The organism is Bradyrhizobium valentinum (assembly GCF_001440405.1).
Lineage (GTDB): Bacteria > Pseudomonadota > Alphaproteobacteria > Rhizobiales > Xanthobacteraceae > Bradyrhizobium > Bradyrhizobium valentinum.
Genome location: NZ_LLXX01000025.1, coordinates 44,130 through 66,816 on the forward strand (window position 1 = coordinate 44,130; position 22,687 = coordinate 66,816).

Genomic DNA, 22,687 nt, shown 5'->3' on the forward strand with positions numbered 1-22,687 from the left:
TGGGCAAAGGCGCAGCCGTGCCCACCTTCTTTAGCGCAATCAACATGGTGGGCACGCCGCGCACAACTGTCATCACCCGCGAAGGGTGATCCAGTATTCCAGAGATACCCGTGATTGAGCCGATAAGCCGCGGCGTACTGGATACCCCGCTTTCGCGGGGTATGACAGCATAGGGTTACGGCTACGTCTTCCCAGCCAACTTCTTCATCGCTGGCTTGATCGAGCCCGCCGCATCGTCGTAGCCGTCCCAGGCTTTTGTCTTGGCCAGCAGCGAGGGAACGGTGCGCACCGTGTACTTCTTCGGATCGAGATCGCCGCGCACCTGCGCCCAGGTCAGCGGCATCGAGACGGTGGCGCCTCCGCGCGCGCGCGGCGACAGCACCGCGACCGCCGTCGACATCCGGTCGTTGCGCAGATAGTCGAGGAAGATCTTTCCCTTGCGCAGCTTCTTCGACATGTTGAGCAGATAGCGCTCGGAATCATCATTCGCCATCCACTGGCAGATGCCTTGCGCGAACGCCTTGGCCTCCTTCCACGAGACCTTTTCCCTTGCGCCGTGGAGCAGCGGCGCCACCACGTGCAGCCCCTTGCCGCCGGTGGTCTTGCAGAAGCTCTCGAGGCCGACGGCGGTCAGCCGCTGGCGCATGTCTTTGGCCGCTTCGATGACTTCGGAGAATTCAACTTCCGGCGCGGGATCGAGGTCGAACACCAACCGGCCCGGCGTATCATAGGCATCGGGCGCGCAGTTCCAGGGATGCAGCTCCAGTCCGCCGATCTGCGCCACCGCCGCCAATCCCTCGATCCTGTCGATCTGGAGATAAGGTTTGCGGTCGCCCGAAACCTTGGCCAATTCGAACAGGTTGGACGCGCCCTGCATGGCGTGGCGCTGAAAGAATTGTTCGCCGCGGATGCCATCAGGCGCGCGGACGATCGAGCATGGCCGGCCCTTGAGGTGGGCAATCATCCATTCGCCGACGGCCTCGAAATATTGCGCAAGATCGAGCTTGGTGACGCCCTCGCCGTCGCCGGCATCGGGCCATAGCTCCTTGTCAGGCTTCGAGATCCCGACGCCCATGACCTCGGCCGCCTTGTTCGTCGCGGGCTTCGTGCGCGACGCCACTCTCTTGCCCTTGCCCGGTCTGGGCTGGGCGACATCAGCTTTGGATGGCATTTCCGCCTCCACTTCCTTGGCCGGCTTGTCCTGCCGCAGGCCCTTGAACGCAGCCTGACGGATATTGCCATCGGCGGTGAAGCCCGCGAATTCGATCTCGGCGACGAGTTCCGGTTTCAGCCAGTGCACGTCGCGGGTTTTCTTCGGCGCGTTCTTGCCCCCGAACGGGCTCTTGTCGGAGGCCGCCGCCTTCAGCGCCGGCATGATGCGGCGGACCTTGTCCTGCCCGAAACCGGTGCCGACGATACCGACAAAGGCGAGATGATCGCCGCGGTAGACGCCCGCCATCAACGACCGGAATTTGCCGCTGGTGGTTTTCCAGCCGCCCAGCACCACCTCGTGCCCGGCCCGGCATTTCGCCTTGGTCCAGCTCTCCGAACGGCCGGAGCGATAAGGTGCGTCGAGCTTCTTGGAAACGATGCCTTCCAATTCCAGCTTGCAGGCCGATTGCAAAACAGCATCGCCGCCGCTTTCGAAATGCTCGACATAGCGGATTTGCTTCTCCTTGCCCTTACGCGCCTCCAACAGCTTCTTCAGCCGCGCCTTGCGGTCGTCGAGCGGCAGGCCGCGAAGATCCTCGCCGTCGGCGAACAGCAGATCGAACGCATAGAAGATCAGGCTTTCGCTGTCGCCGTCCGACAACGCCGCCTGCAGTGTCGAGAAATTAGGCGCGCCGTCATGATCGAGCGCGACAATTTCGCCGTCAATCAGCACGTCGGAAAGCGATGTCGCTTCCTTCGCGATCGCCCTGAATTTGTCGGTCCAGTCGAGGCCCTTGCGGGTGTTGAGCACGGCGTCGCCATCCTCGACCCGCAATTGCACGCGGTAGCCGTCGAACTTGATCTCATGGCACCAGCCCTCGCCGCCAGGCGGCCGCTCGACCACCGTGCAGAGTTGCGGCGCGACAAAGTCGGGCATGGCGGCAACTTTCTTCGGTCGCGCTATTTGCGCCGGTGCCCGCGTTTTCGTTTCCGGGGTAGCCCGCAATGCGGCGGTCTTCCTGTTGGCACGCGCTTCGGCGGCATCGCCGCGGTTCGACTGCCAGACCGCGTCGGCTTGCGTTCTCCTGGCAAGCATGAACGGCTTTGGCGCCCTGCCCTTGCCTTGCGCGATCTGTGCCATGGTTCGCCCCGAAGCTGCGGAACGATCCTCTTCCAGGATGTCGTTGGCCTCGCCTTCCCTGGCGAATTCGTCGCGGTGCTTGATCAGGAGCCAATTGGTGCGCTTGCCGCCGTAGCGGTCGCCCCTCATCCGCACCAGGACCCAGCTTCCATGCAGCTTGTCGCCGCGCAACGTGAATTTCAGGTCGCCCTTCTTGAAGCCGCGCTCGGGATCATCCGATTCCCAATAGCCGCGATCCCACAGCATCACGGTGCCGCCGCCATACTGGTCTTCGGGAATGGTGCCTTCGAAATCGCCATAGTCGAGCGGATGATCCTCGACCTCGACCGCCAGCCGCTTGTCGTGCGGATCGAGCGAAGGTCCCTTGGTGACCGCCCAGGATTTGAAGACGCCATCGAATTCCAGCCGGAGATCATAATGCAGGCGCGTTGCGTCATGCTTCTGGATCACGAACCGCCGCTGCTTGGCAGGCGCGACCTTGACGTCGCCGGAGGGCTCCGCCGTCTTGCCGAAATCGCGCTTCTTCCGGTACGTGCTGAGTCTTTTCAACGCCACGGCAAACCTCGACGATTACGACCGCTCGCACGGCGGCATCCGGAACGAAAACCCATACTAACCGTTGAAGTTCCCAAACCCAACCGTGCCGGAGACTGCAATGGCCCCCCGCGCCTATTGGAAAGGCTCGCTAAAACTCTCCCTGGTGTCCTGCCCGGTGGTGCTGTATCCGGCCTCGACATCGGTCGAGAAAACCCGCTTTCACATGATCAACAAGGAAACCGGCAACCGGCTGAAGCAGCAGATGATCGATGCCGAGACCGGCGATGTCGTGGAGAGCGACCAGAAGGGCCGCGGCTATGAGCTGAAAAAGGGCCAGTATGTCGAGATCGAAAAGGACGAACTCGAGGCCGTCCAGATCGAGAGCAATCACACCATCGAGATCGACAGTTTCGTGCCGCGGGAGGAGATCGACAAGCGGTATTACAACCACCCCTATTACATCGCGCCTGACGGCAAGGCCGCGGTGGACGCCTTCGCAGTGATCCGCGACGCCATGAAGGATGAAGAGCGGGTCGCGCTGGCGCGTATCGTGCTGACCAACCGCGAGCACGTCATGGCGATCGAACCGCTCGGCAAAGGCCTGCTCGGCACCACGCTGCGATATCCTTACGAGCTGCGCGATGAGGACGACTTTTTCGAGGACATCAAGACCCCGAAGATCACCAAGGACATGGTCGAACTCGCGGGCCACATCCTGCACAAGATGGCCGCGCATTTCGATCCCTCGAAGTTCAAGGACGAATATGAAGACGCGCTTAAGGCGCTGGTGCGCCGCAAGGCCTCCGGCAAGACGATCAAGGTCCCTGAGCCCGAGGAAAAGCCAGATAACGTCATCAACCTGATGGATGCGCTGAAGGCGAGCCTGAAGGGAAAATCGGCGGCGAAACGGCGGGCGCACGGCTCGACCGCGCGGCGGGCGCCGGCGCGCCGGACAGCCAAGAAGGCGCACCGGTCCGCGGCCAGGCACCGCAAGGCGGGGTGACGTCCGTCGCCCGTCATGGCCGGGCTTGACCCGGCCATCCACGACTTGCTTTTCTTTCCACGCACAAGGCATCAAGATCAGTCCAGGCCTGCGTGGCGGGTCAAGCCCGGCCATGACGAGCGAGTTACCGCCTGGACTTCTTCGCCTTCCGCTTCGACTTCTTCGCTGTCTCTTTCTTCGACGTCTTGCGTTTCTTCGAGGCCTTCTTCGGCACCTTCTTGCCCTTGGCCCTCGCCTCCGACAGCCCGATCGCAATCGCCTGCTTGCGGCTCTTGACTTTCCTGCCTGAGCGGCCGCTCTTCAATGTACCAGACTTGCGCTTCTTCATCGCGCGCCCGACGTCGGTCGACGCCTTCTTCGAGTATCTTCGTGCCATCACTTTTCTCCGGCTTTCCTCCGTTTGGCGAAAATGTAATCATCGGTGGCATTCAAAGTTCCGCGCACGTCACAGTCCGCTTGCATTGACCGGCGACGGAAGGCATTTTCGGCCTTAGGGGGACATCTGAAACGCCGGCAAGAACAACGGCAGCATTCCCCCCGTGAGGACGCCGGATCGGGAGGGATTGAATGACATTGACGAAGTCGCACGTCGCAGGACCGACCATACCTGCGGTGCGGGAGATGACGTTCGGCGATCTCTTGCGCAAGGCTGCCGAGGCGGCGCCCGATCGCCTGGCCCTGATTGCCGGCGTCCCCGATCCAAAGCTGCGGCGGCAATGGACCTACGCGCAGTTTTATCGCGAAGCCCAGCGCACCGCCCGCGCGCTGCTGTCGCGCTTCAAACCGGGCGAGCGTATTGCCGTCTGGGCGCAGAACGTCCCGGAATGGGTGATGCTCGAGTTCGGCGCCGGCATGGCGGGCATGATCCTCGTTACCGTGAATCCGGCCTTTCGCGCCCGCGAAGTCGAGTACGTATTGAAGCAATCGCGCTCGGCCGGCGTCTTCGTCGTCAGCGGTTTCCGCGGCAACCCGATGCTCGAGACGGTGCAGGCGGTGGCGCCGAACTGCCCCGAGCTGCGCGAGATCATCTGCTTCGACGACTGGAATGCCTTCATCGCCGCAGGCGACGACGAGAACATCGAGCTGCCGGCCGTCAGTCCCGACGATCCCGTCATGATCCAGTACACCTCCGGCACCACAGGCTTTCCGAAGGGCGCCCTGCTCCGTCATCGCGGGTTGCTCAACAATGGCGCCGACACCGCCGACCGGATGGGCGTCGATCCCGGCGACGTCTTCGTTACCACGATGCCGCTGTTTCATACCGGCGGCTGCGTCTGTTGCGTGATCGGCGCGGTATCGAAAGCCGCAACGCAAGTGCTGGTCGAGGCTTTCGAGCCTGGACTGGTGCTGGAAATGCTCGGGACCTATCGCGGCAATGCGATGCTCGGCGTTCCCACCATGCTGGTCGCGATGCTGGAACACGCGACATTTCCGACCACCGACCTTTCGTCGGTCAAGGCGATCTGCTCGGGCGGCTCCACGGTGCCGGCCGCGCTGGTGCGGCGGCTGGAGGAGAAGCTCGGCGCCCCCTTCACCATCGTGTTCGGCCAGACCGAGTGCTCGCCGGTCGCGGCGCAAACCCGCACCACCGACAGCGTCGAGGACAAGGCCAACACGATCGGCCTGCCACTGCCCAATATGGAAACCAAGATCATCGATCCCGATACCGGCGAGACCGTTCCGATCGGCACGATCGGCGAGTTCTGCACCCGCGGCTATCACGTGATGCTCGGTTACTTTGAAATGCCTGATGCGACCGCGGCCGCGATCGATGCCGACGGCTGGCTGCATACCGGCGATCTCTGCGCAATGGACGAACGCGGCTATTGCACGGTGGAAGGCCGCCTTAAGGATATGATCATCCGCGGCGGCGAGAACATCTATCCGCGCGAGCTGGAGGAGCTCTTGTTCAAGCATCCCAACGTCGGCGAAGTCGCCGTCATCGGCATTCCCCACGAGAAGTGGGGCGAAGAGGTCGCGGCCTTCATCCGCCCGGCGCCCGGCGCAACAATCGAAAAGGAAGAACTGATCGACTATATGCGCGCCTCGCTTGCCCCGCACAAGACGCCGAAGCATTGGTTCGTGGTGGACGCATTCCCGCTGACGGGATCGGGCAAGATCCAGAAATTCAAGCTGCGGGAAGCCTGGACCAAGGGCGAGATGACAGCGATTTAGGGAAGCTGTTCATTGCAAAGACTTTCGCCGTCGTCCCTGCGAACGCAGGGACCCATACGCCGCGGCTTATCTGCGGCGCGATGGGGCCAATTGCCTTCGCTGCAATCCCGGCCGGTGGTTATGGGTCCCTGCGTTCGCAGGGACGACGAGGGTGCGGGCTGCAATCACCCCCTCACCCCTTGAACGTCGGCTGCCGCGGGTGGATGCAGTCCTTGAAGTCGGAAAATCCCTTCCACGCCGGCTCCGGCGCGTCCTGTCCGGCGATCGGCACGTAGATCGAGAGCTCGATCGCCCCCATCGTCGGAATATAGCGCGGACAGTTGGGAAAGATCGCCCGCGCGGTCACGCGAACGATGAGCTGCGCGCCGACGGTCTCGGCTAGCAGCGGATCGTTGTCGCTCACCCTGGCGCTGCCGTTGACCCGCAGACGCCGTGGCTTGTCGTGCAGGGCAATGAAGAGCAGGCCGACATCAGCATTGACAACGATGTTGCCGAGGCTCTTGAACATGCCGTTCCCGTCATAGTCGGGGAATGCGATCTCGGAAGGCCCGGTGATGCGCACAAAGCCGGGCGCGCCGCCCTTGAACGAGCAATCGGGCCGGCCCTTGGCGTCCGCCGTCGCCAGGAAGAAGTAAGGAAGGCTTTCGATGAACTGCTTGTCGTCAGCCGAAAATTCCCTGCGCATCAGCTTCTCTTCCAGCCGGTCCGAAATCCGGCGGCTGTCGAACTGATCCTGCAATTGCCTGTTACCTTCGTGATACATGACGCTCTCAGCCATGGCGTTGCGTCCTCTTGGTATGATCAATCCGGTGCCCGCAACCTATACCCGATCCCCGTCTCGGTCAGCACGAATTGCGGGCGCTCGGGATCGGCTTCGATCTTCTGCCGGAGCTGGCGGACATAGACGCGCAGATACTGCGCATCCGTCAGCTCGTCCCAAAGCTCCTTCAAGAGGAAGCGATGAGTCAGCACCTTGCCGGCGTGCTGCACCAAGACACGCAGTAATTCGTATTCCTTCGGCGAGAGTTTTACTTCGCGCTCGCCGGTCTTGACGATGCGGCGCACCAGGTCGACGGAGAGATCGCCTGCGCGAAACACCGGCCGCTCGCCCTGCACTTGCAACTGGTGCCGTAGCGCTGCGCGCATCCGCGCCAGCAGTTCATCCATCCCGAACGGCTTCGTCAGGTAGTCGTCGGCGCCGAGGTCGAGCGCCTGCACTTTGCCGGCCTCGTCGCCGCGGCTCGACAGCACCACGATCGGCACGCTCTCGTTGCGGCCGCGGATCATGCGCAGGAGGTCATGGCCCTGGATGTCGGGCAGGCCGAGATCGAGGATAATCAGCGCCGGGCCTTCCGCGAGCTTCTCCAGCGCGATCTTGCCGTTGGACGCTTCGAGGATGTCGTAGCCCTGCGTGCTCAGGCCCATCCGCAGGAGCTTGCGGATCGGCGGCTCGTCGTCGATCACCAGAACCTTGATCGGGGCGGCGCTCATGCGGCGGTGTCCAGCGTATCCGCCGCGGCCGGGACCGGCAGGCGTATGGTGATGATGGCGCCGGAACGGTCGGCGCGGTTGGCGGCCGAGATCGTGCCGTGCATCGCCTCGACGAAGCCGCGCGAAATCGCAAGCCCAAGGCCGGTGCCGGGACGGACGTGATCGCCTTTCTGCGCGCGATAAAACTTGTCGAACACGCTTTCCAGTTCCGCGGGCGGGATACCGTTACCCTCGTCCACGATCTGCAGCAGCACCGACTTCCTATCGCGCACGCCCCTGATCGATATCGTGGTATCGGCAGGCGCGTACTTGGCGGCGTTGTCAAGTAGATTGAACAGCACCTGCTCGAACAGCACGGCATCCAGCTCCAGCATCGGCAGATCGGCCGCGAGTTCGAGCGACACCTTGTGATGCACGAGGATCTTGCCGGCGCGCCGCAGTGCGCTGCCGACGATCTCGCCGACATCGTGCCGCGCGGCATTCGGTACGATGGCGCCGGATTCGAGCTTCGTCATGTCGAGCAGATTGGCGATGAAGCGGTTGAGCCGTTCGGATTCGTCGATCACGGTGGCGAGCAGGTCGCGCTTCTGGGCGTCGTCAAGATCGGAGCCGAGATCGCGCAGGGTGCTGGCGGCGCCCAGCACCGAGGCCAGCGGCGTTTTCAGATCGTGCGAAATCGAGGTCAGGAGCGCGCCGCGCAAGCGATTGGATTCCACCGTCCGCTTCACGCGGTCCATGTCCTCAACCAGCAGCACGCGCTCGATCGCGAGCGCACCCTGATCGACCAGCGCGTCCAAAAGGCGGCGCTGATCCGGCGTCAACAAGGGGCCCGTCCGGTCATCGTCGATGCCGATGACGCCGATCGCGCCGCGCCCGGTTCGCATCGGCAGGAACAGCCGCTTGGCACCCGGCAAGGTGTCCGAGCCGCGCCCGGCGGGACGATCGTTGCTCCAGGCCCAGTTGGCGGCGGCGAGATCGGCCTGGTCGAGCTGGTCCTCCGGCGGATAGCCCGACTTAACGGTGAGCACGCCGTCCTCCGGCAGCAGCAATACTACCCGCACTTTGAGCATCAACGCGGTCTGGTAGGCGGTCGCCCACAGCACGTCGTCGAGCGTTGCCGTACCTGCCAGCTTGCGGCTGAAAGCGTAGAGCGATTCGGTGGTGCGAACCCGGCCGATCGCCGAATCGGCCTGTACGCGAACCCGCGCTGCGACATTGGAGACCAACAGCGCAATCAGCATGAAGAAGAAGAACGCCGCAACGTTGGTCGGATCGGTGATGGTGAAGGTGTGGACCGGTGGCAGGAAAAAGAAATTATAGCACAGCGACGCCGCGACACTCGCCAGCAGCGAGGGAAACAGCCCGTAGCGAACGGCCACACTCACGACCGCGGTGAGGAACACCAGATCGACATTCTCGATGCCGCCGAACATAGGTCGGATCAGTGCAGCGGCAGCTAGGCCGACCGCGACGAACAACAGCGCCATCAGATATGGCCGCGCCTCGAACGGCTCCTGCCGCGCCGCGGTCTGTACCGCCGCCTTGGCCACGCCCTGATCGTCGCCGGCGATCACGTGCACGCTGATGTTGCCGGCGCGCCGCACCAGATCGTGCACCACCGAGCCACGCGTCAGTTCGAACCACCAGGAGCGCGTCGATTTGCCGATGATGATCTGGGTCACGTTATTGGCGTGCGCGAAATTGATGACGTCGTCGGCGATGCGGCGGCCGACGCCGGGAATGGTCAGTGCCTCGCCGCCAAGCGCTTCCGCCAGCCGCATGGTATCGGCCAGCCGGTCGCGCTGCTCGTCGGTTAGTTGCAGGCTGCGCCGCGTCTCGATGCTGATCGCGGTCCATTGCGCGTGCAGCCGGTCCGCCAGCCGCCTGGTGTAGCGCACGAGGCCGGCCGCGCGCGGATCTTCGCTGACGCAAACCAGAATGCGTTCGCCTGCGGCCCAAGGCCCCGCGATGGCGTTGGCCTGCATGTGGGTGAGCAGCTGCTCGTCGACGCGTTCGGCGGTGCGCCGCAACGCCAGCTCGCGCAGCGCGGTCAGGTTGCCCGGCGAGAAATAATGCTCCAGCGCGCGCTCGGCCTGCTTGGGCACATAGACCTTGCCCTCCTTCAGCCGCTGGATCAGGTCGTCCGGCGTAAGGTCGATCAGTTCGATGGCGTCGGCGCGGTCGAATATCTTGTCCGGCACGGTCTCGCGCACCCGCACATGCGTGATCTGCGCAACCACGTCGTTGAGGCTTTCGATGTGCTGGATGTTGACCGCCGTGTAGACGTCGATGCCGTGGGACAGCAGCTCCTCGACGTCGAAATACCGCTTGGGATGGCGGCTGCCCGGCGCGTTGGTGTGAGCGAGTTCGTCGACGAGGGCAATCTGCGGCCGCCGCGCAATCAGCGCATCGAGGTCCAGCTCTTCGAGGGTCTGCTCCTTATAGGCGAGCCGCTTGCGCGGCAGCACCTCGAGACCCTTCAACAGCACTTCGGTTTCCGCCCGGCCATGGGTTTCGACGATCCCGACCACGACATCGGCGCCGGCCTTCTTCTTGGCATGGGCGCTCTGCAGCATCTCGTAGGTCTTGCCGACGCCGGGAGCGGCGCCGACGAAGATCTTGAGCCGGCCCGCGCGGCTGTCCTCGCGCCGGGCCGCTTCCAGGAGGGCTTCCGGCGAGGGACGCTGTTCGGGGTCGCGGCGGATTTGAACCATGCGGCAATATAGTCCTCACCCCTCGGCGGGCCTAGCGGCTCTCATTTGGCGGCCTCGTCCAATGCCAGATTCAACGCCAATACGTTAACGCTGATCTCGCCGAGCAATCCAGCCATGCGGCCCTGGATGTGCTCCGTAACCAGTTGGCGTACCCGGGCCTCCGGCAGGTTGCGGGCCTTTGCCACCCGCGGCACCTGAAACAACGCGCCTTCAGGCGAAATGTTGGGATCGAGCCCGCTGGCGGAGGTCGTGACGAGATCAACTGGCACTGGGGCGGAAGGATTTTCGGCCTTCAGCTTCTCGACATCTTCCTTGATCCGGTCAGCCATCGCCCTGCTGGTTGGCCCGAGATTCGAGCCGCCGGAATTGGCGGCATTGTACGGCGCGGATACCGTCTTGGTGGTGTCAGCCGGATCCGGCGCCGAGGTCGCGGACGGGCGGCCGTGGAAATATTTGTCGCCCTTGAATTCCTGCCCGATCAAGGCGGAGCCGATGATCTTGCCGTCCTTCTCGATCAGGCTGCCCTGCGCCTGCTTCGGAAAGATCGCGCCGGCAATTGCGGTCATGGCGAGGGGATAGGCAAGGCCGGTGATCGCGGTGAGCAGGAGCAGGATGAGGATGGCGGGGCGGATTTCTCTGAGCATGGTGTGTCTCCATTAGTTCGTCATTGCGAGGAGCGAAGCGACGAAGCAATCCAGCTTTTCTTCGTGTGGTGAGATGGATTGCTTCGCTGCGCTCGCAATGACGGCTAGGCCAATCCCAAGGCCGCAACGGCGAGGTCGATGGCCTTGATGCCGATAAAGGGAACGATGATGCCGCCGAGGCCGTAGATCAGCAGGTTACGGCGCAATAACGCCCCTGCTCCCACGGCCCGATAGGCGACGCCTTTCAGCGCCAGCGGGATCAGCGCGATGATGATCAGCGCGTTGAAGATGATCGCCGACAGGATCGCGCTTTGCGGGCTCGCCAGATGCATGACGTTGAGCACCTCGAGCTGCGGGTAGAACGCCAGGAACATCGCCGGGATGATGGCGAAATATTTCGCGACGTCGTTGGCGATCGAGAACGTCGTCAGCGCGCCGCGGGTCATCAGGAGCTGCTTGCCGATCTCGACCACCTCGATCAGCTTGGTCGGATTGGAGTCGAGGTCGACCATGTTGCCGGCCTCGCGCGCGGCCTGCGTGCCCGTGTTCATGGCAACGCCGACGTCGGCCTGCGCCAGCGCCGGCGCGTCGTTGGTGCCGTCGCCGCACATCGCCACCAGCTTGCCCTTGGCCTGCTCGTCGCGGATCAGCTTCAGCTTGTCCTCCGGCGTTGCCTGCGCCAGGAAATCGTCGACACCGGCTTCGGCGGCGATGGCAGCGGCCGTCATCGGGTTGTCGCCTGTGATCATGACGGTGCGGATGCCCATCCGGCGCAGCTCCGCAAAGCGCTCACGGATGCCGCCCTTGACGATATCTTTCAGGTGCACGACGCCGAGCAGCTTGCCGTCGCGGGCGACGGCAAGCGGCGTGCCGCCGGCCTTGGCGATCTCATCCGAGATCGCCTGGATCTCGCGCCCCGCCTCCGACATGACGCCCGATTGCAGCGCACGCACGGCACTGCCCGAGGCGACCGTGCGAACGGCGCCGCCGCCGTCGACATGGGTCAGGATCGCATCCACCGCGCCCTTGCGGACCGATAGCGAGCCGGCATCGATTCCGCTCATGCGCGTCTGCGCGGTGAACGGAATGAAGGTGGCGTTCAGCTCCTTCATGTCGCGGCCACGGATGCCGTACTTCTCCTTCGCCAGCACGACGATTGAGCGGCCCTCCGGGGTCTCGTCGGCGAGCGACGCCAATTGGGCGGCATCCGCAAGCTCCTGCTCGGTGACGCCGCGCACGGGACGGAAGGCCGTCGCCTGCCGGTTGCCGAGCGTGATGGTGCCGGTCTTGTCCAGCAGCAGCGTGTCGACGTCGCCGGCGGCCTCGACCGCGCGGCCGGACATGGCGAGCACGTTGAAGCGCACCAGGCGGTCCATGCCGGCAATGCCAATCGCCGACAACAGCGCGCCAATAGTGGTCGGGATCAGCGTCACGAACAAAGCCACCAGCACGACGACCGAGATCGAGCCGCCGGCATAGGCCGCGTAGCTCGGGATCGTCACGGTGGCAAACACGAAGATGATAGTGAGCCCCGCGAGCAGGATATTGAGTGCGATCTCGTTCGGCGTCTTCTGTCGCTCGGCGCCCTCCACCAGCCTGATCATGCGGTCGATGAAGGTAGAGCCTTGCGCGGCCGTAATGCGGACGCGGATCCAATCGGACAGCACCTGCGTGCCCCCGGTCACCGCCGAGCGGTCGCCGCCGGATTCGCGGATCACGGGCGCGGACTCGCCGGTGATGGCCGCCTCGTTCACCGACGCCACGCCTTCGATCACCTCACCGTCGGAGGGGATGTTGTCGCCTGCCTCGACCAGGACGATATCGCCGACCTTCAGGGTGGTCCCGGAAACCAGGCGATAGGACTTGCCGGGACCTTCCAGCAGCTTCGCCTTGCTCTCGGTGCGGGTCTTCTTCAGCGATTCGGCCTGCGCCTTGCCGCGGCCTTCGGCGACGGCTTCGGCGAAATTGGCGAACAGCACCGTGAACCACAGCCACAAGATGATCTGAAAGGTGAAGGCGAGGCCCTCGCCGCCCATCGCGAGGTTGCGCAGGAAGATCACGGTGGTGAGGGCGGCAACGACCTCGATCACGAACATCACGGGATTCTTGATCATCAGCCGCGGATCAAGTTTTGCAACAGCCGCACGGATCGCGGGCAGCACGATTTTCGGATCGAGCATCGCCGAGGTCTTGACCTGTTTCTGCAGTTTCATGGTTTCCATGGACGTAGACTCCGGATGGCGTTCGATCAGAACAGGGTGTTGGCATTCATCGCGAGGTGCTCAACAATCGGGCCGAGCGCCAGCGCCGGGAAGAACGTCAGCCCGCCGATGATCAGGATGACGCCGACGACGAGACCGACGAACAGGCCACCGGTGGTCGGCAGCGTGCCGGCCGAGGGCGGGATCGATTTCTTGGCGGCGAGCGAACCCGCCAGCGCCATCGCCGGCACGATCATGAAGAAGCGGCCGACGAACATCGAACTGGCGAGCGTCAGATTGTAGAAGAAGGTGTTGCCGGTCAGGCCTCCGAAGGCCGAGCCGTTATTGCCGGTCGCCGACGTAAAGGCATAGAGCACCTCGCTGAAGCCGTGCGGGCCCGCATTGGCCATCGACGCCACCGCCGACGGCAGCACCACGGCGACCGCCGTCCAGCCGAGATACATCAGCGGCAGCACCAGGATCGCCAGCATGGCCATCTTGACCTCGCGCGCCTCGATCTTCTTGCCGACATATTCCGGCGTGCGGCCGACCATCAGGCCTGCGACGAAGATCGCCAGCACGACGAACAGCAGCATGCCATACAACCCGGCACCGACGCCGCCGACGATGATTTCGCCGAGCTGCATGTTGATCAGCGGGATCATGCCGCCGAGCGCGGTGAAGCTGTCATGCATGGCGTTGACTGCGCCGCAGGACGCTGCGGTGGTGATGACCGCAAAGAGTGAGGACGCGACGATGCCGAAGCGGACTTCCTTGCCCTCCATGTTGCCGCCGGTTAGCCCTAGCGCATTGAGTGTCGCGGTGCCGTTGGCTTCAGCCCAATAGGTAACGGCGACGCCGGCAATGAAGAGCACGCCCATCACGGCCAGAATCGCCCAGCCCTGGCGCTGGTTGCCGACCATGCGGCCAAATACGTTGGTAAGCGCCGCGCCAAGCGCGAAGATCGAGATCATCTGCACGAAGTTCGACAGCGCGGTGGGATTCTCAAAGGGATGCGCGGCGTTGGCGTTGAAGAAGCCGCCGCCATTGGTACCGAGCATCTTGATGGCGACCTGCGAGGCGACAGGTCCGACCGCGATGGTCTGCTTGGCGCCTTCCAGCGTGGTGGCTTCAACATAGGCGCCGAGATTCTGCGGCATGCCCTGCCAGACGAGAAACAGCGTGTAAACGATGCAGATCGGCAGCAGCACATAGAGGGTGCACCTGACCACATCGACCCAGAAATTGCCGATGGTGCGCATCGAGGAACGGGAGAAGCCGCGGATCATCGCCACTGCAAGCGCAATGCCGGTCGCGGCCGACAGGAAATTCTGGTGCGTCAGGCCGACCATCTGCGTCAGATAGGACAGCGTGCTCTCGCCGCCGTAGTTCTGCCAGTTGGTGTTGGTGAGGAAGGAGATCGCCGTATTGAAGGACAGATCCGGGGCGACGGCAGATTGCTCTGCCGGATTGAGCGGCAACAGCGCCTGCAGCCGCATCAGGCCGTAGATGATGAGGAAGCCGCCGACATGGAACAGCAGCATCGCGACCGTATAGGTCAGCCAGTGCTGCTCGCGCTTCTCGTCGACGCCGCCGACCCGGTATAGCGCCGTTTCGACCGGCCGCAGGATCGGGGACATGAACGTTCGCTCGCCGCTGAACACGCGCGTCATGTACCAGCCGAGCGGCTTGACCAGCGCAACCACGATGGCGCAGTACAGCAGAATCTGGAACCAGCCGATAAGTGTCATGGGAATATCCTCTATTACCTTGCGGGCGTCAGCAGGCGCAGAAGCACGACAAGCAGCGCCGCAGTTGCAAGGAGCGCCAGCACGATGGCGGCGAGCGCGGTCATGGCGAGATCAGAACCGCTCGGGACGCAGCAGCGCGTAGGTCAGGTAGAACAAGAGGCCGAGCGAAACGATGCCGGCGAGCGAATAATCGAAGATCATGATTAGCTCCCTTACAGCCGCTCGCAGACATAGGCGTAACCGATCCCCGCCACGAAGAAGGCCAAGGCAAGGGCCAGCATGAGAATGTCCAGCATGGGAATGTTCCTGTGCGACGTGAACCGCGGGCCGAACGATGGGATCGCGTTTGCTGGGGCTGAGGTGCCACCGGCCGCATAGGTTTTCGAGACGGGAGAGATGGCGACGTTATAGGAATCTCATAAAGACGCACCGCTGTCGTCCCTGCGAACGCAGGGACCCATAGCCACCGAAGCCAGTTTTGCGAAGGTCGTCAGCCGTCCCCGCCTATTGAGAGAGCAACGCGGTATCGCGATGAGCGCAGTGCGCTCACGCGGGCGTCCCTGCGTTCGCAGGGACGACAGCTCCCCTATGAAATCCCTATATCTCCGTCCCTCGCCTCCTCTCGTTTTCCAATGGCGTACTGGCCAGTTTGTGTAGCGCGGTTGCCGTGACAGCCGCGCCATAGCGAGGTAACGCCATGTCGCTTCTTTCGGAACAGCAAGCTCCCGCCGACCTCGGCGATCGGCTGCGCAACGCCTGTGGCATCACGGCTGAATTTATGTCCGATATCATCCACGCCACCTGCCGGCGCTTTCCTTCGGCGGATCAGAATTTCAGGAGCGCGCGCATTGAGCGGCTGATCTGGTCGCAGGCCTGGACCGACGCCGTGCTGGCGCTGATCGATCTTGAACTGCCGCAATGGCGGGTCCGCCGCCTTGCCTATGACGACGGCGAGTGGCATTGCGCATTGTCGCGCCAGCGCGAATTGCCGGATTGGCTGGATCAGGCGGTCGAAGGCCGTCACGCGGATCTGGCACTGGCGATCCTGGATGCGTTCGTGGAGGCGCAACGCGTCAGTGCACCATCGAGCCGGACGAGCGTTCCGGCCGTGCCGCAGAATGTCGATTGGCTTTACGAGCCGGTCTGCAGCGATAGTTTTGCGTGAATATTTGTAGCCGTCATTGCGAGCGAAGCGAAGCAATCCATGTCACGGCAAAGAAAGAATGGATTGCTTCGTCGCGGAGCCTGTCATCGGGCGCGCATTCGCGCGACCCGGTGGCTCCTCGCAATGACGAGAAGCGCCATCTTCATTCCGCCGCGGACTGCAGCGCCACCTTTTCCGCGCGCACGGCGCAGAACTTGAATTCGGGGATCTTGCCGAACGGATCGAGCGCCGGGTTGGTCAAGAGGTTCGCCGCCGCTTCGGCGTAGCAGAACGGCATGAACACCATGTTCTCCGGCACGTCGCGATCGGAGCGCACCTTGACCTCGACGGCGCCGCGGCGGGTTTCCAGGCGGATGAAATCGCCGGGCCAGACGCTGAGCTTGCGCATGTCCTTCGGCGACATGAACGCCACCGCCTCCGGCTCGATCTGGTCGAGCACGGATGCGCGGCGGGTCATCGATCCGGTGTGCCAGTGTTCGAGCACGCGCCCCGTGGACAGCACCATCGGATATTCGGCATCGGGGATCTCGTCCGGCGCGACCACCTTCGCCGGCACGATCTTGCCGCGGCCGCTCGCGGTTGGGAAACCCGTGGTGAAGATGATCTCGTTGCCGGGCTTGTTCGGGTCGTCGACCGGATAGGTCACCGCGCCCTCGCGCACCAAGCGATCCCAGGTGATGTTGTTCAGCGACGGCATCACCTGCGTCATTTCGGTGAACACATCGGCCGGTCCGTTGTAGTTCCAGGGCAGGCCCATGCGTTTGCCGATCTCCTGGATGATCCAGAGATCCTGCCGCGCGTCGCCCGGCGGCCGGATCACCTCGCGCGCGAGCTGCACGCGGCGATCGGTATTGGTGAAGGTGCCGCTCTTTTCAGCAAATGCCGAGGCCGGCAGGATCACGTCGGCATGAAACGCGGTTTCGGTGACGAAGAGATCCTGCACCACCAGGTGGTCGAGCATGGCCAGCGCGTGGCGCGCGTGCTGCAAATCGGGGTCCGACATTGCAGGGTTTTCGCCCTCGATGTACATGCCCGTAATCTCGCCGGCGTGGATCGCGTTCATGATCTCGACGACGGTGAGGCCACGCACTGGATCGAGATCCTGATGCCAGAGCTTTTCAAAAGGCTCGCGCAGATCGGTACGTCCGACCGGCTGGTAGTCCGGCAGGAACATCGGGATCAGGCCGGCGTCGGAGGCGCCCTGCACGTTGTTCTGGCCGCGCAGCGGATGCAGGCCGGTGCCGGGACGGCCGACCTGGCCGGTGGTCAGCGCCAGCGCGATCAGGCAGCGCGCGTTGTCGGTGCCGTGGATGTGCTGGCTGATGCCCATGCCCCAGAAGATGATCGAGGCCTGCGAGCGCGCGTAAGTTCGCGCCACCTCCTTCAGCGTCTCGGCCGGAATGCCGCAGATCGCTTCCATCTTTTCCGGCGGGAATTCTTTGATGCGCTCGGCGAGCTCATCGAAGCCTTCCGTGTAGCCCGCGATGTATTGCTGGTCGGTCAGCCCTTCGGTGATGATGGTGTGGAGCATCGCGTTCAGCATCGCGACGTCGCTGCCGGGCTTGAACGCGAGATGCTTCCAGGCGTGGCGCGACAGCGACTGCGTGCGCGGATCCATCACGATCAGCTTGGCGCCGCGCTTGGCCGCGTTCTTGAGGTAGGTGGCGGCCACCGGATGGTTCACGGTCGGATTGGCGCCGATCACGATGATCACTTCAGCGTCCATCGCAGCCGCAAACGGCGCCGACACCGCGCCTGAATTCAGGCCTTCCATCAGCGCCGCCACCGACGAGGCGTGGCACAGCCGCGTGCAGTGGTCGACATTGTTGGAGCCGAAGCCGGTGCGCACCAGCTTCTGGAACAGGTACGCCTCCTCGTTGGAGCCCTTGGCCGAGCCGAAGCCGGCCAGCGCCTTGACGCCCTTTTCATCACGAATCTTCACGAGCCCCTTGGCCGCGATATCCAGCGCTTCTTCCCACGATGCTTCACGGAAATGCGTGAACGGGTTGGCCGGATCGACCTGGTCGTTGGCGTCCTTCTTCGCATTCGGCAGCCGCACCAGCGGCTTTGTGAGGCGATGCGGGTGATGGATGTAATCGAAACCAAAGCGACCCTTGACGCAGAGGCGGTTATGGTTGGCAGGGCCATCGCGGCCCTCGGCGTAAATGACCTTCTCGTCCTTGACCTGATAGGTGACCTGACAGCCGACGCCGCAGAACGGGCACAGCGAATCCACCTTCTTGTCAGCATAGGTGACGCGGGTCTGGTTCTCGTCCAGCATTACCGAAGGCATCAGGGCGCCGGTCGGGCAGGCCTGCACGCATTCGCCGCAGGCGACGCAGGTCGATTCCCCCATCGGATCGTCGAAGTCGAACACGATCTTGGCGCCTGCGTTGCGATAGGCCATGCCGATGACGTCGTTGACCTGCACCTCGCGGCAGGCGCGCACGCAGAGGCCGCACTGGATGCAGGCATCGAGATTGACGCTCATCGCGGGATGGCTGGTGTCGCTCTGCCATCGCTCGGCGGCCGGGAAGCGGCTCTCGGTCACCTCGACCTTCTCGGCCCAATGCCAGAATTTCGAATCGGGATCGTGCGAGGTCTCGCGCGCCGGCTGGTCGGCGACCAAGAGTTCCATCACCATCTTCTGCGCGGCGACCGCGCGGGCACTCTCGGTCTTCACCTTCATGCCGACGCTCGGCGTGCGCTTGCAGGACGCGGCCAGCACGCGCTCGCCCTCGATCTCGACCATGCAGGCGCGGCAATTGCCGTCGGGCCGGTAGTCCGGCTCCGGTGAATAGCACAGATGCGGGATTTCCTTCTGGTGGCGCTTGGCGACCTGCCAGATGGTCTCGCCCGCGTTGGCCTCGACCTGTTGGCCGTCGAGTTCGAATCGAACCTTGGTCATTCCGCAGCCTCTTTCGGCACGAATTCTTCCGGAAAATATTTAATCACTGACGTCAGCGGATTCGAGGCGGCTTGGCCGAGTCCGCAGATCGAGGCGTCGCGCATTGCCTGGCTCAATTGATCGAGCAGTTCGCGGTTCCAGACCGGCCGCTGCATCAATAGCGCCGCCTTCTGGGTGCCGACGCGGCACGGCGTACACTGGCCGCAGCTTTCATCCTCGAAGAATTTCATCAGGTTCAGCGCCGCGCCCTTCACGCTGTCCTGCTCGGACATGATGACGACCGCGGCCGAGCCGATAAAGCAGCCGTATTTTTCCAGCGTGCCGAAATCCAGCGGGATGTTGTCCATCGAGGCCGGCAGGATGCCGCCGGACGCGCCGCCGGGCAGGTAGGCATGGAAGGTGTGGCCGTCAGCCATGCCGCCGCAGAACTCGTCGATCAGTTCACGCACGGTGACGCCTGCCGGCGCCAGCTTCATGCCAGGATTTTTCACGCGGCCCGAGACCGAATAGCTGCGCAGGCCGTGACGGTCGTTGCGGCCGTGGTTCTTCCACCAGTCGGCGCCCTTCTCGACGATGTCGCGCACCCACCACAGCGTCTCGATATTGTTGATCAGCGTCGGCATGCCGAACAGCCCGACCTGGAACGGATAAGGCGGCTTGTGCCTGGGCAGGCCGCGCTTGCCCTCGATCGATTCGAGCAGCGAGGATTCCTCGCCGCAGATATAGGCGCCGGCGCCGCGGCGCATGTGCAAGACGGGGCCGCCCGGCGGCAGCTTTGCGATTTCGCGCATGAGGATTTCGCGCGAGGCCGGATATTCGTCGCGGATGTAGATGTAGACGTCGCTCGCTTCGACGACGTGCGCGCCGATCAGCATGCCCTCGATAAAGCGATGCGGATCGGTCTCGAGATAGTAGCGATCCTTGAAGGTGCCGGGCTCGCCCTCGTCACCATTGATCGCCATCAGCCGCGGGCCGGGCTCACCCAGCACCGCGCGCCATTTGCGTCCCGTCGGAAAGCCGGCGCCGCCGAGCCCGCGCAGCGAGGCGTCGTCGAGCGACTTCAAGAGATCTTCTCTGGTCATGGCGCCGGAGCGCAGGCGCTTCAGCAGCTTGTAGCCGCCGCCGGCGACATAGGCGTCGTAGTCGACATAATCGGGCAGATGCGTATGGGTCTCGCCGGCCTTGGCGGCGGCAAGCACGTTCGTCACCGTGGCATGGTCGACGAAGTGATGGCCGACTTCGGCCGCGGGCGCCGTGTCGCAGCGACCGACGCAGGGCGCACGCACCACGCGGATGCCGGGACCGGCACTGTCCTGCAATTCGCTTAGCAGCTTTTCCGCGCCCATCATGGCGCAGGTGAGCGAATCGCAGACGCGAATGGTCAGCGGCGCGATGTCGGGCGCGCCTTCCTTCACCACGTCGAAATGCGCATAGAAGGTGGCGGTCTCGAACACTTCCGCAAACGACAGCTTCATCTCGTCGGCAAGCGCCGCAAGATGCGCCGCCGAGATCTGGTGATACTTGTCCTGGATCAGGTGCAGATGCTCGATCAGGAGATCGCGGCGCCGCGGCCGGTCGCCGAGCAGCAGCTCGATCTCGTGGGCGGCGGTGGGGTCAACCTGGCGGCCCTTCGGGGTCGCCTTGGCCCGCTTCCGTCCCGCGCCGGGATGGTCGAACGCGCGAACTTTTTGTACGTCGTGTACGTCGTGATCCATCGAAACGTCTCGTTCCTGCCAATCTGCCAAGCAACCCTAATTCGTGGCATGCCAGATGCCAAGAGATTTATCAGATATTTAAGGCAACACAGGCAGCGAGCTTTCGATCCTGTGCCCGAGCGACCACGTTTGGTCTGCCTTGCCTGATGAGTGGATGAGAACGCGAATTTGGTCGCGAGATCAATAAAGCCGTCTCATGCTGCGATTGCGAATGCGCATTGATCTCGATTTCCAATCGCCGGATTTGAATTCGACATTGAGAGGAAGATGGCACCCGAAATGGCGTCGCCGGACCCTCGCCCTGCGACGCCATGAGGGATCAAAGGATCTTGACGGCGCTTTCCAGCGTCTTCCACACGCCCCAGGCCAGGGGAATGCCGACGAAGGCCCAGAACAGCGCGGCCTTGGCGTCGAGCCCGCCGAAGCCGATGCCATAAGAGCCTGACGGTCCCGATGCTCCGGCATTCACCGTCGCCGCCTGCAGCTTGGCGACTTCGGCCTCGCTCATGTGCCACTTCGCATCGACCGGCTTGATCAGGTAGTTGCAGATCAGGCCCGCGATCAGCATCGCACACAGGATATACATTGTGGTGTTGTAGAGCTGGTCGCGCGGAACGCCGGCGGCAAGCTGGAACTCGCGGATGTAGTTCACGACTACGGGACCTATGATGCCCGCGGTGGACCACGCCGTCAGCAGACGGCCATGGATGGCGCCGACGAACTGTGTGCCGAACATGTCGGCGAGATAGGCCGGCACGGTCGCGAAGCCGCCGCCATACATCGACAGGATGATTCCGAAGCCGAGCACGAACAGCAGCTTCGAGCCCATCGCCGCGAATGTCGGCGCCAGTGCGTAAAGCACGATGCCCAGGATGAAGAAGGTGTAATAGGTGTTCTTGCGGCCCATCTTGTCCGACAGCGACGCCCAGAAGAAGCGGCCGCCGATGTTGAACAGCGAGAGCAGTCCGGCGAAGCCGGCCGCGATGCCCGCAATGGTCGCCTTCTGCGCCGCATCGAGCTGGTTGAAGCCGACGTCAGGCAATCCGATCAGCTTGCCGGCGAAGATTTCCTGCAGCATCGGCGAAGCCATGCCGATCACACCGATGCCCGCCGACACGTTGAGGCAGAGCACCCACCAGATCAGCCAGAACTGCGGCGTCTTGTGCGCGTCCTTCAGATGAACGTGGTTCTGCGAAATCATCGCATTGGCTTTGGTCGGCGGCGTCCAGCCTTCAGGCCGCCAGCCCGCGGGCGGAATGCGATAGCGGAAAGCGCCGATCATCATGAACACGAAGTAGATGGCGCCCATCGCGATGAAGGTTTCCCAGGCGCCGACCGAAGTCGGCGACTTGAAATAGTTCATCAGCAGGTTCGCCAGCGGGGCACCGATCATGGCGCCGCCGCCAAAACCCATGATGGCCATGCCGGTCGCCATGCCGCGGCGGTCCGGAAACCATTTCACCAGCGTCGACACCGGCGAGATGTAGCCCAGCCCGAGCCCGATGCCGCCGATGACGCCGCTTCCTAGCCACAACAGCCACAGTTGATGGGTGATGATGCCGATCGCGCCGAGCACGAGACCGCCGCACCAGCACAGCGCAGACACGAAGCCCGCCTTGCGCGGTCCGACGCGCTCCAGCCAGCCGCCCCAGATCGCGGCGGAAACGCCGAGCAGCACGAAAAACAGCGTGTACATCCAGCCCATGCTGGCGACTTTCCAGTCACAGGTGGTGGTGAACAGTTCCTGCACCAGCGTCATGTCCGGGCATGCCTTCGGCGCGGTCACGCCGAGCGCGCGCGACAGCGGCAGCCAGAACACGCTGAAGCCATAGGCCATGCCGATGCACAGATGAATGCAAAGCGCCGCGGGCGGCACCAGCCAGCGGTTGAAGCCGGCGGTCGCGACCGTTCGCTCCTTGTCAAGGAATCCCGTTCCTGCACCGGGGATGCTCCCGGCGCTGCTGATTGTTGTCATCGCTATTTTCCCCTGCGGCCCACTCTTGAACTGGGCGTTTGTTTTACCGTCTTCGATCCGTCATCTTCAGCTATGCTGTGGAGCAGACCCATCCTTCTGCTCCATGCGATTCCGG

The 22,687-nt window shown here is 63.5% G+C and carries 15 protein-coding genes; 3 read left to right on the plus strand and 12 right to left on the minus strand.

Going from position 1 to position 22,687, the window contains the following annotated elements:
* Positions 1–181: 181 nt before the first annotated feature.
* Complete coding sequence (gene ligD, locus CP49_RS03335; RefSeq protein WP_057848882.1) at positions 182–2,848, minus strand: DNA ligase D; 2,667 nt, start codon at positions 2,846–2,848, stop codon at positions 182–184.
* Positions 2,849–2,948: 100 nt separating this feature from the next.
* Between ligD and ku the strand changes: the two genes are divergently transcribed.
* The gene (gene ku, locus CP49_RS03340; protein WP_057848883.1) at positions 2,949–3,833 is read left to right on the plus strand and encodes a non-homologous end joining protein Ku; all 885 of its coding nucleotides are present in this window, start codon (positions 2,949–2,951) and stop codon (positions 3,831–3,833) included.
* Between the two features lie 124 nt (positions 3,834–3,957).
* Here the strand turns inward: ku and CP49_RS03345 are convergent, their stop codons facing one another.
* Positions 3,958–4,209: a DUF6496 domain-containing protein gene (locus CP49_RS03345; RefSeq protein ID WP_057848884.1), complete on the minus strand. Its 252-nt coding sequence runs from the start codon at positions 4,207–4,209 to the stop codon at positions 3,958–3,960.
* A 191-nt stretch (positions 4,210–4,400) separates the two neighbouring features.
* Here CP49_RS03345 and CP49_RS03350 point away from each other — a divergent pair, with 191 nt between their 5' ends.
* A complete protein-coding gene (locus tag CP49_RS03350; protein ID WP_057848885.1) occupies positions 4,401–6,008 on the plus strand; it encodes an AMP-binding protein in 1,608 nt (535 codons plus the stop codon).
* 172 nt (positions 6,009–6,180) lie between these two features.
* On the opposite strand, the gene CP49_RS03355 is transcribed toward CP49_RS03350, so the two are convergent.
* The 7 genes from CP49_RS03355 to CP49_RS03385 all read right to left on the minus strand — a co-directional run bounded on the left by CP49_RS03355 (position 6,181) and on the right by CP49_RS03385 (position 15,010).
* Positions 6,181–6,786 carry a pyridoxamine 5'-phosphate oxidase family protein gene (locus CP49_RS03355; RefSeq protein ID WP_057848886.1) on the minus strand — a complete coding sequence of 202 codons (606 nt, stop codon included), beginning with the start codon at positions 6,784–6,786 and terminating at the stop codon, positions 6,181–6,183.
* 23 nt (positions 6,787–6,809) lie between these two features.
* A complete protein-coding gene (locus CP49_RS03360; protein ID WP_057848887.1) occupies positions 6,810–7,499 on the minus strand; it encodes a response regulator in 690 nt (229 codons plus the stop codon).
* Complete coding sequence (locus tag CP49_RS03365; protein WP_057848888.1) at positions 7,496–10,213, minus strand: sensor histidine kinase; 2,718 nt, start codon at positions 10,211–10,213, stop codon at positions 7,496–7,498. The genes CP49_RS03360 and CP49_RS03365 overlap by 4 nt, the downstream gene beginning before the upstream one ends.
* Before the next feature lie 41 nt (positions 10,214–10,254).
* Entirely contained in the window at positions 10,255–10,857 is a 603-nt protein-coding gene (locus CP49_RS03370; RefSeq protein ID WP_057848889.1) for a K(+)-transporting ATPase subunit C, read from the minus strand.
* Positions 10,858–10,961: 104 nt separating this feature from the next.
* Positions 10,962–13,079: a potassium-transporting ATPase subunit KdpB gene (kdpB, locus tag CP49_RS03375; RefSeq protein ID WP_057848890.1), complete on the minus strand. Its 2,118-nt coding sequence runs from the start codon at positions 13,077–13,079 to the stop codon at positions 10,962–10,964.
* Between the two features lie 26 nt (positions 13,080–13,105).
* Positions 13,106–14,809: a potassium-transporting ATPase subunit KdpA gene (gene kdpA, locus CP49_RS03380; protein ID WP_057848891.1), complete on the minus strand. Its 1,704-nt coding sequence runs from the start codon at positions 14,807–14,809 to the stop codon at positions 13,106–13,108.
* Positions 14,810–14,920: 111 nt separating this feature from the next.
* Positions 14,921–15,010 carry a K(+)-transporting ATPase subunit F gene (locus tag CP49_RS03385; RefSeq protein ID WP_057848892.1) on the minus strand — a complete coding sequence of 30 codons (90 nt, stop codon included), beginning with the start codon at positions 15,008–15,010 and terminating at the stop codon, positions 14,921–14,923.
* A 496-nt stretch (positions 15,011–15,506) separates the two neighbouring features.
* Between CP49_RS03385 and CP49_RS03390 the strand changes: the two genes are divergently transcribed.
* Positions 15,507–15,974, plus strand: coding sequence for a hypothetical protein (locus CP49_RS03390; protein WP_057848893.1), 468 nt, complete (start codon positions 15,507–15,509; stop codon positions 15,972–15,974).
* 142 nt (positions 15,975–16,116) lie between these two features.
* Here the strand turns inward: CP49_RS03390 and fdhF are convergent, their stop codons facing one another.
* The 3 genes from fdhF to CP49_RS03405 form a co-directional block, all read right to left on the minus strand.
* A complete protein-coding gene (gene fdhF / locus CP49_RS03395) occupies positions 16,117–18,882 on the minus strand; it encodes a formate dehydrogenase subunit alpha (protein WP_057848894.1) in 2,766 nt (921 codons plus the stop codon).
* The gene (locus tag CP49_RS03400) at positions 18,879–20,597 is read right to left on the minus strand and encodes an NADH-ubiquinone oxidoreductase-F iron-sulfur binding region domain-containing protein (RefSeq protein ID WP_057848895.1); all 1,719 of its coding nucleotides are present in this window, start codon (positions 20,595–20,597) and stop codon (positions 18,879–18,881) included. Before CP49_RS03400 ends, fdhF begins: the two co-directional genes overlap by 4 nt.
* A gap of 319 nt (positions 20,598–20,916) precedes the next feature.
* Positions 20,917–22,572, minus strand: coding sequence for an OFA family MFS transporter (locus CP49_RS03405; protein WP_057848896.1), 1,656 nt, complete (start codon positions 22,570–22,572; stop codon positions 20,917–20,919).
* Positions 22,573–22,687: the final 115 nt, after the last annotated feature.

Bases quoted from the DNA above. Each gene is read 5' to 3' on its own strand.
- ku (WP_057848883.1), top strand. From the start codon at position 2,949: ATGGCCCCCCGCGCCTATTGGAAAGGCTCGCTAAAACTCTCCCTGGTG.
- CP49_RS03345 (WP_057848884.1), bottom strand. From the start codon at position 4,209: ATGGCACGAAGATACTCGAAGAAGGCGTCGACCGACGTCGGGCGCGCG.
- CP49_RS03350 (WP_057848885.1), top strand. From the start codon at position 4,401: ATGACATTGACGAAGTCGCACGTCGCAGGACCGACCATACCTGCGGTG.
- CP49_RS03355 (WP_057848886.1), bottom strand. From the start codon at position 6,786: ATGGCTGAGAGCGTCATGTATCACGAAGGTAACAGGCAATTGCAGGAT.
- CP49_RS03360 (WP_057848887.1), bottom strand. From the start codon at position 7,499: ATGAGCGCCGCCCCGATCAAGGTTCTGGTGATCGACGACGAGCCGCCG.
- CP49_RS03365 (WP_057848888.1), bottom strand. From the start codon at position 10,213: ATGGTTCAAATCCGCCGCGACCCCGAACAGCGTCCCTCGCCGGAAGCC.
- CP49_RS03370 (WP_057848889.1), bottom strand. From the start codon at position 10,857: ATGCTCAGAGAAATCCGCCCCGCCATCCTCATCCTGCTCCTGCTCACC.
- kdpB (WP_057848890.1), bottom strand. From the start codon at position 13,079: ATGGAAACCATGAAACTGCAGAAACAGGTCAAGACCTCGGCGATGCTC.
- kdpA (WP_057848891.1), bottom strand. From the start codon at position 14,809: ATGACACTTATCGGCTGGTTCCAGATTCTGCTGTACTGCGCCATCGTG.
- CP49_RS03385 (WP_057848892.1), bottom strand. From the start codon at position 15,010: ATGATCTTCGATTATTCGCTCGCCGGCATCGTTTCGCTCGGCCTCTTG.
- CP49_RS03390 (WP_057848893.1), top strand. From the start codon at position 15,507: ATGTCGCTTCTTTCGGAACAGCAAGCTCCCGCCGACCTCGGCGATCGG.
- fdhF (WP_057848894.1), bottom strand. From the start codon at position 18,882: ATGACCAAGGTTCGATTCGAACTCGACGGCCAACAGGTCGAGGCCAAC.
- CP49_RS03400 (WP_057848895.1), bottom strand. From the start codon at position 20,597: ATGGATCACGACGTACACGACGTACAAAAAGTTCGCGCGTTCGACCAT.
- CP49_RS03405 (WP_057848896.1), bottom strand. From the start codon at position 22,572: ATGACAACAATCAGCAGCGCCGGGAGCATCCCCGGTGCAGGAACGGGA.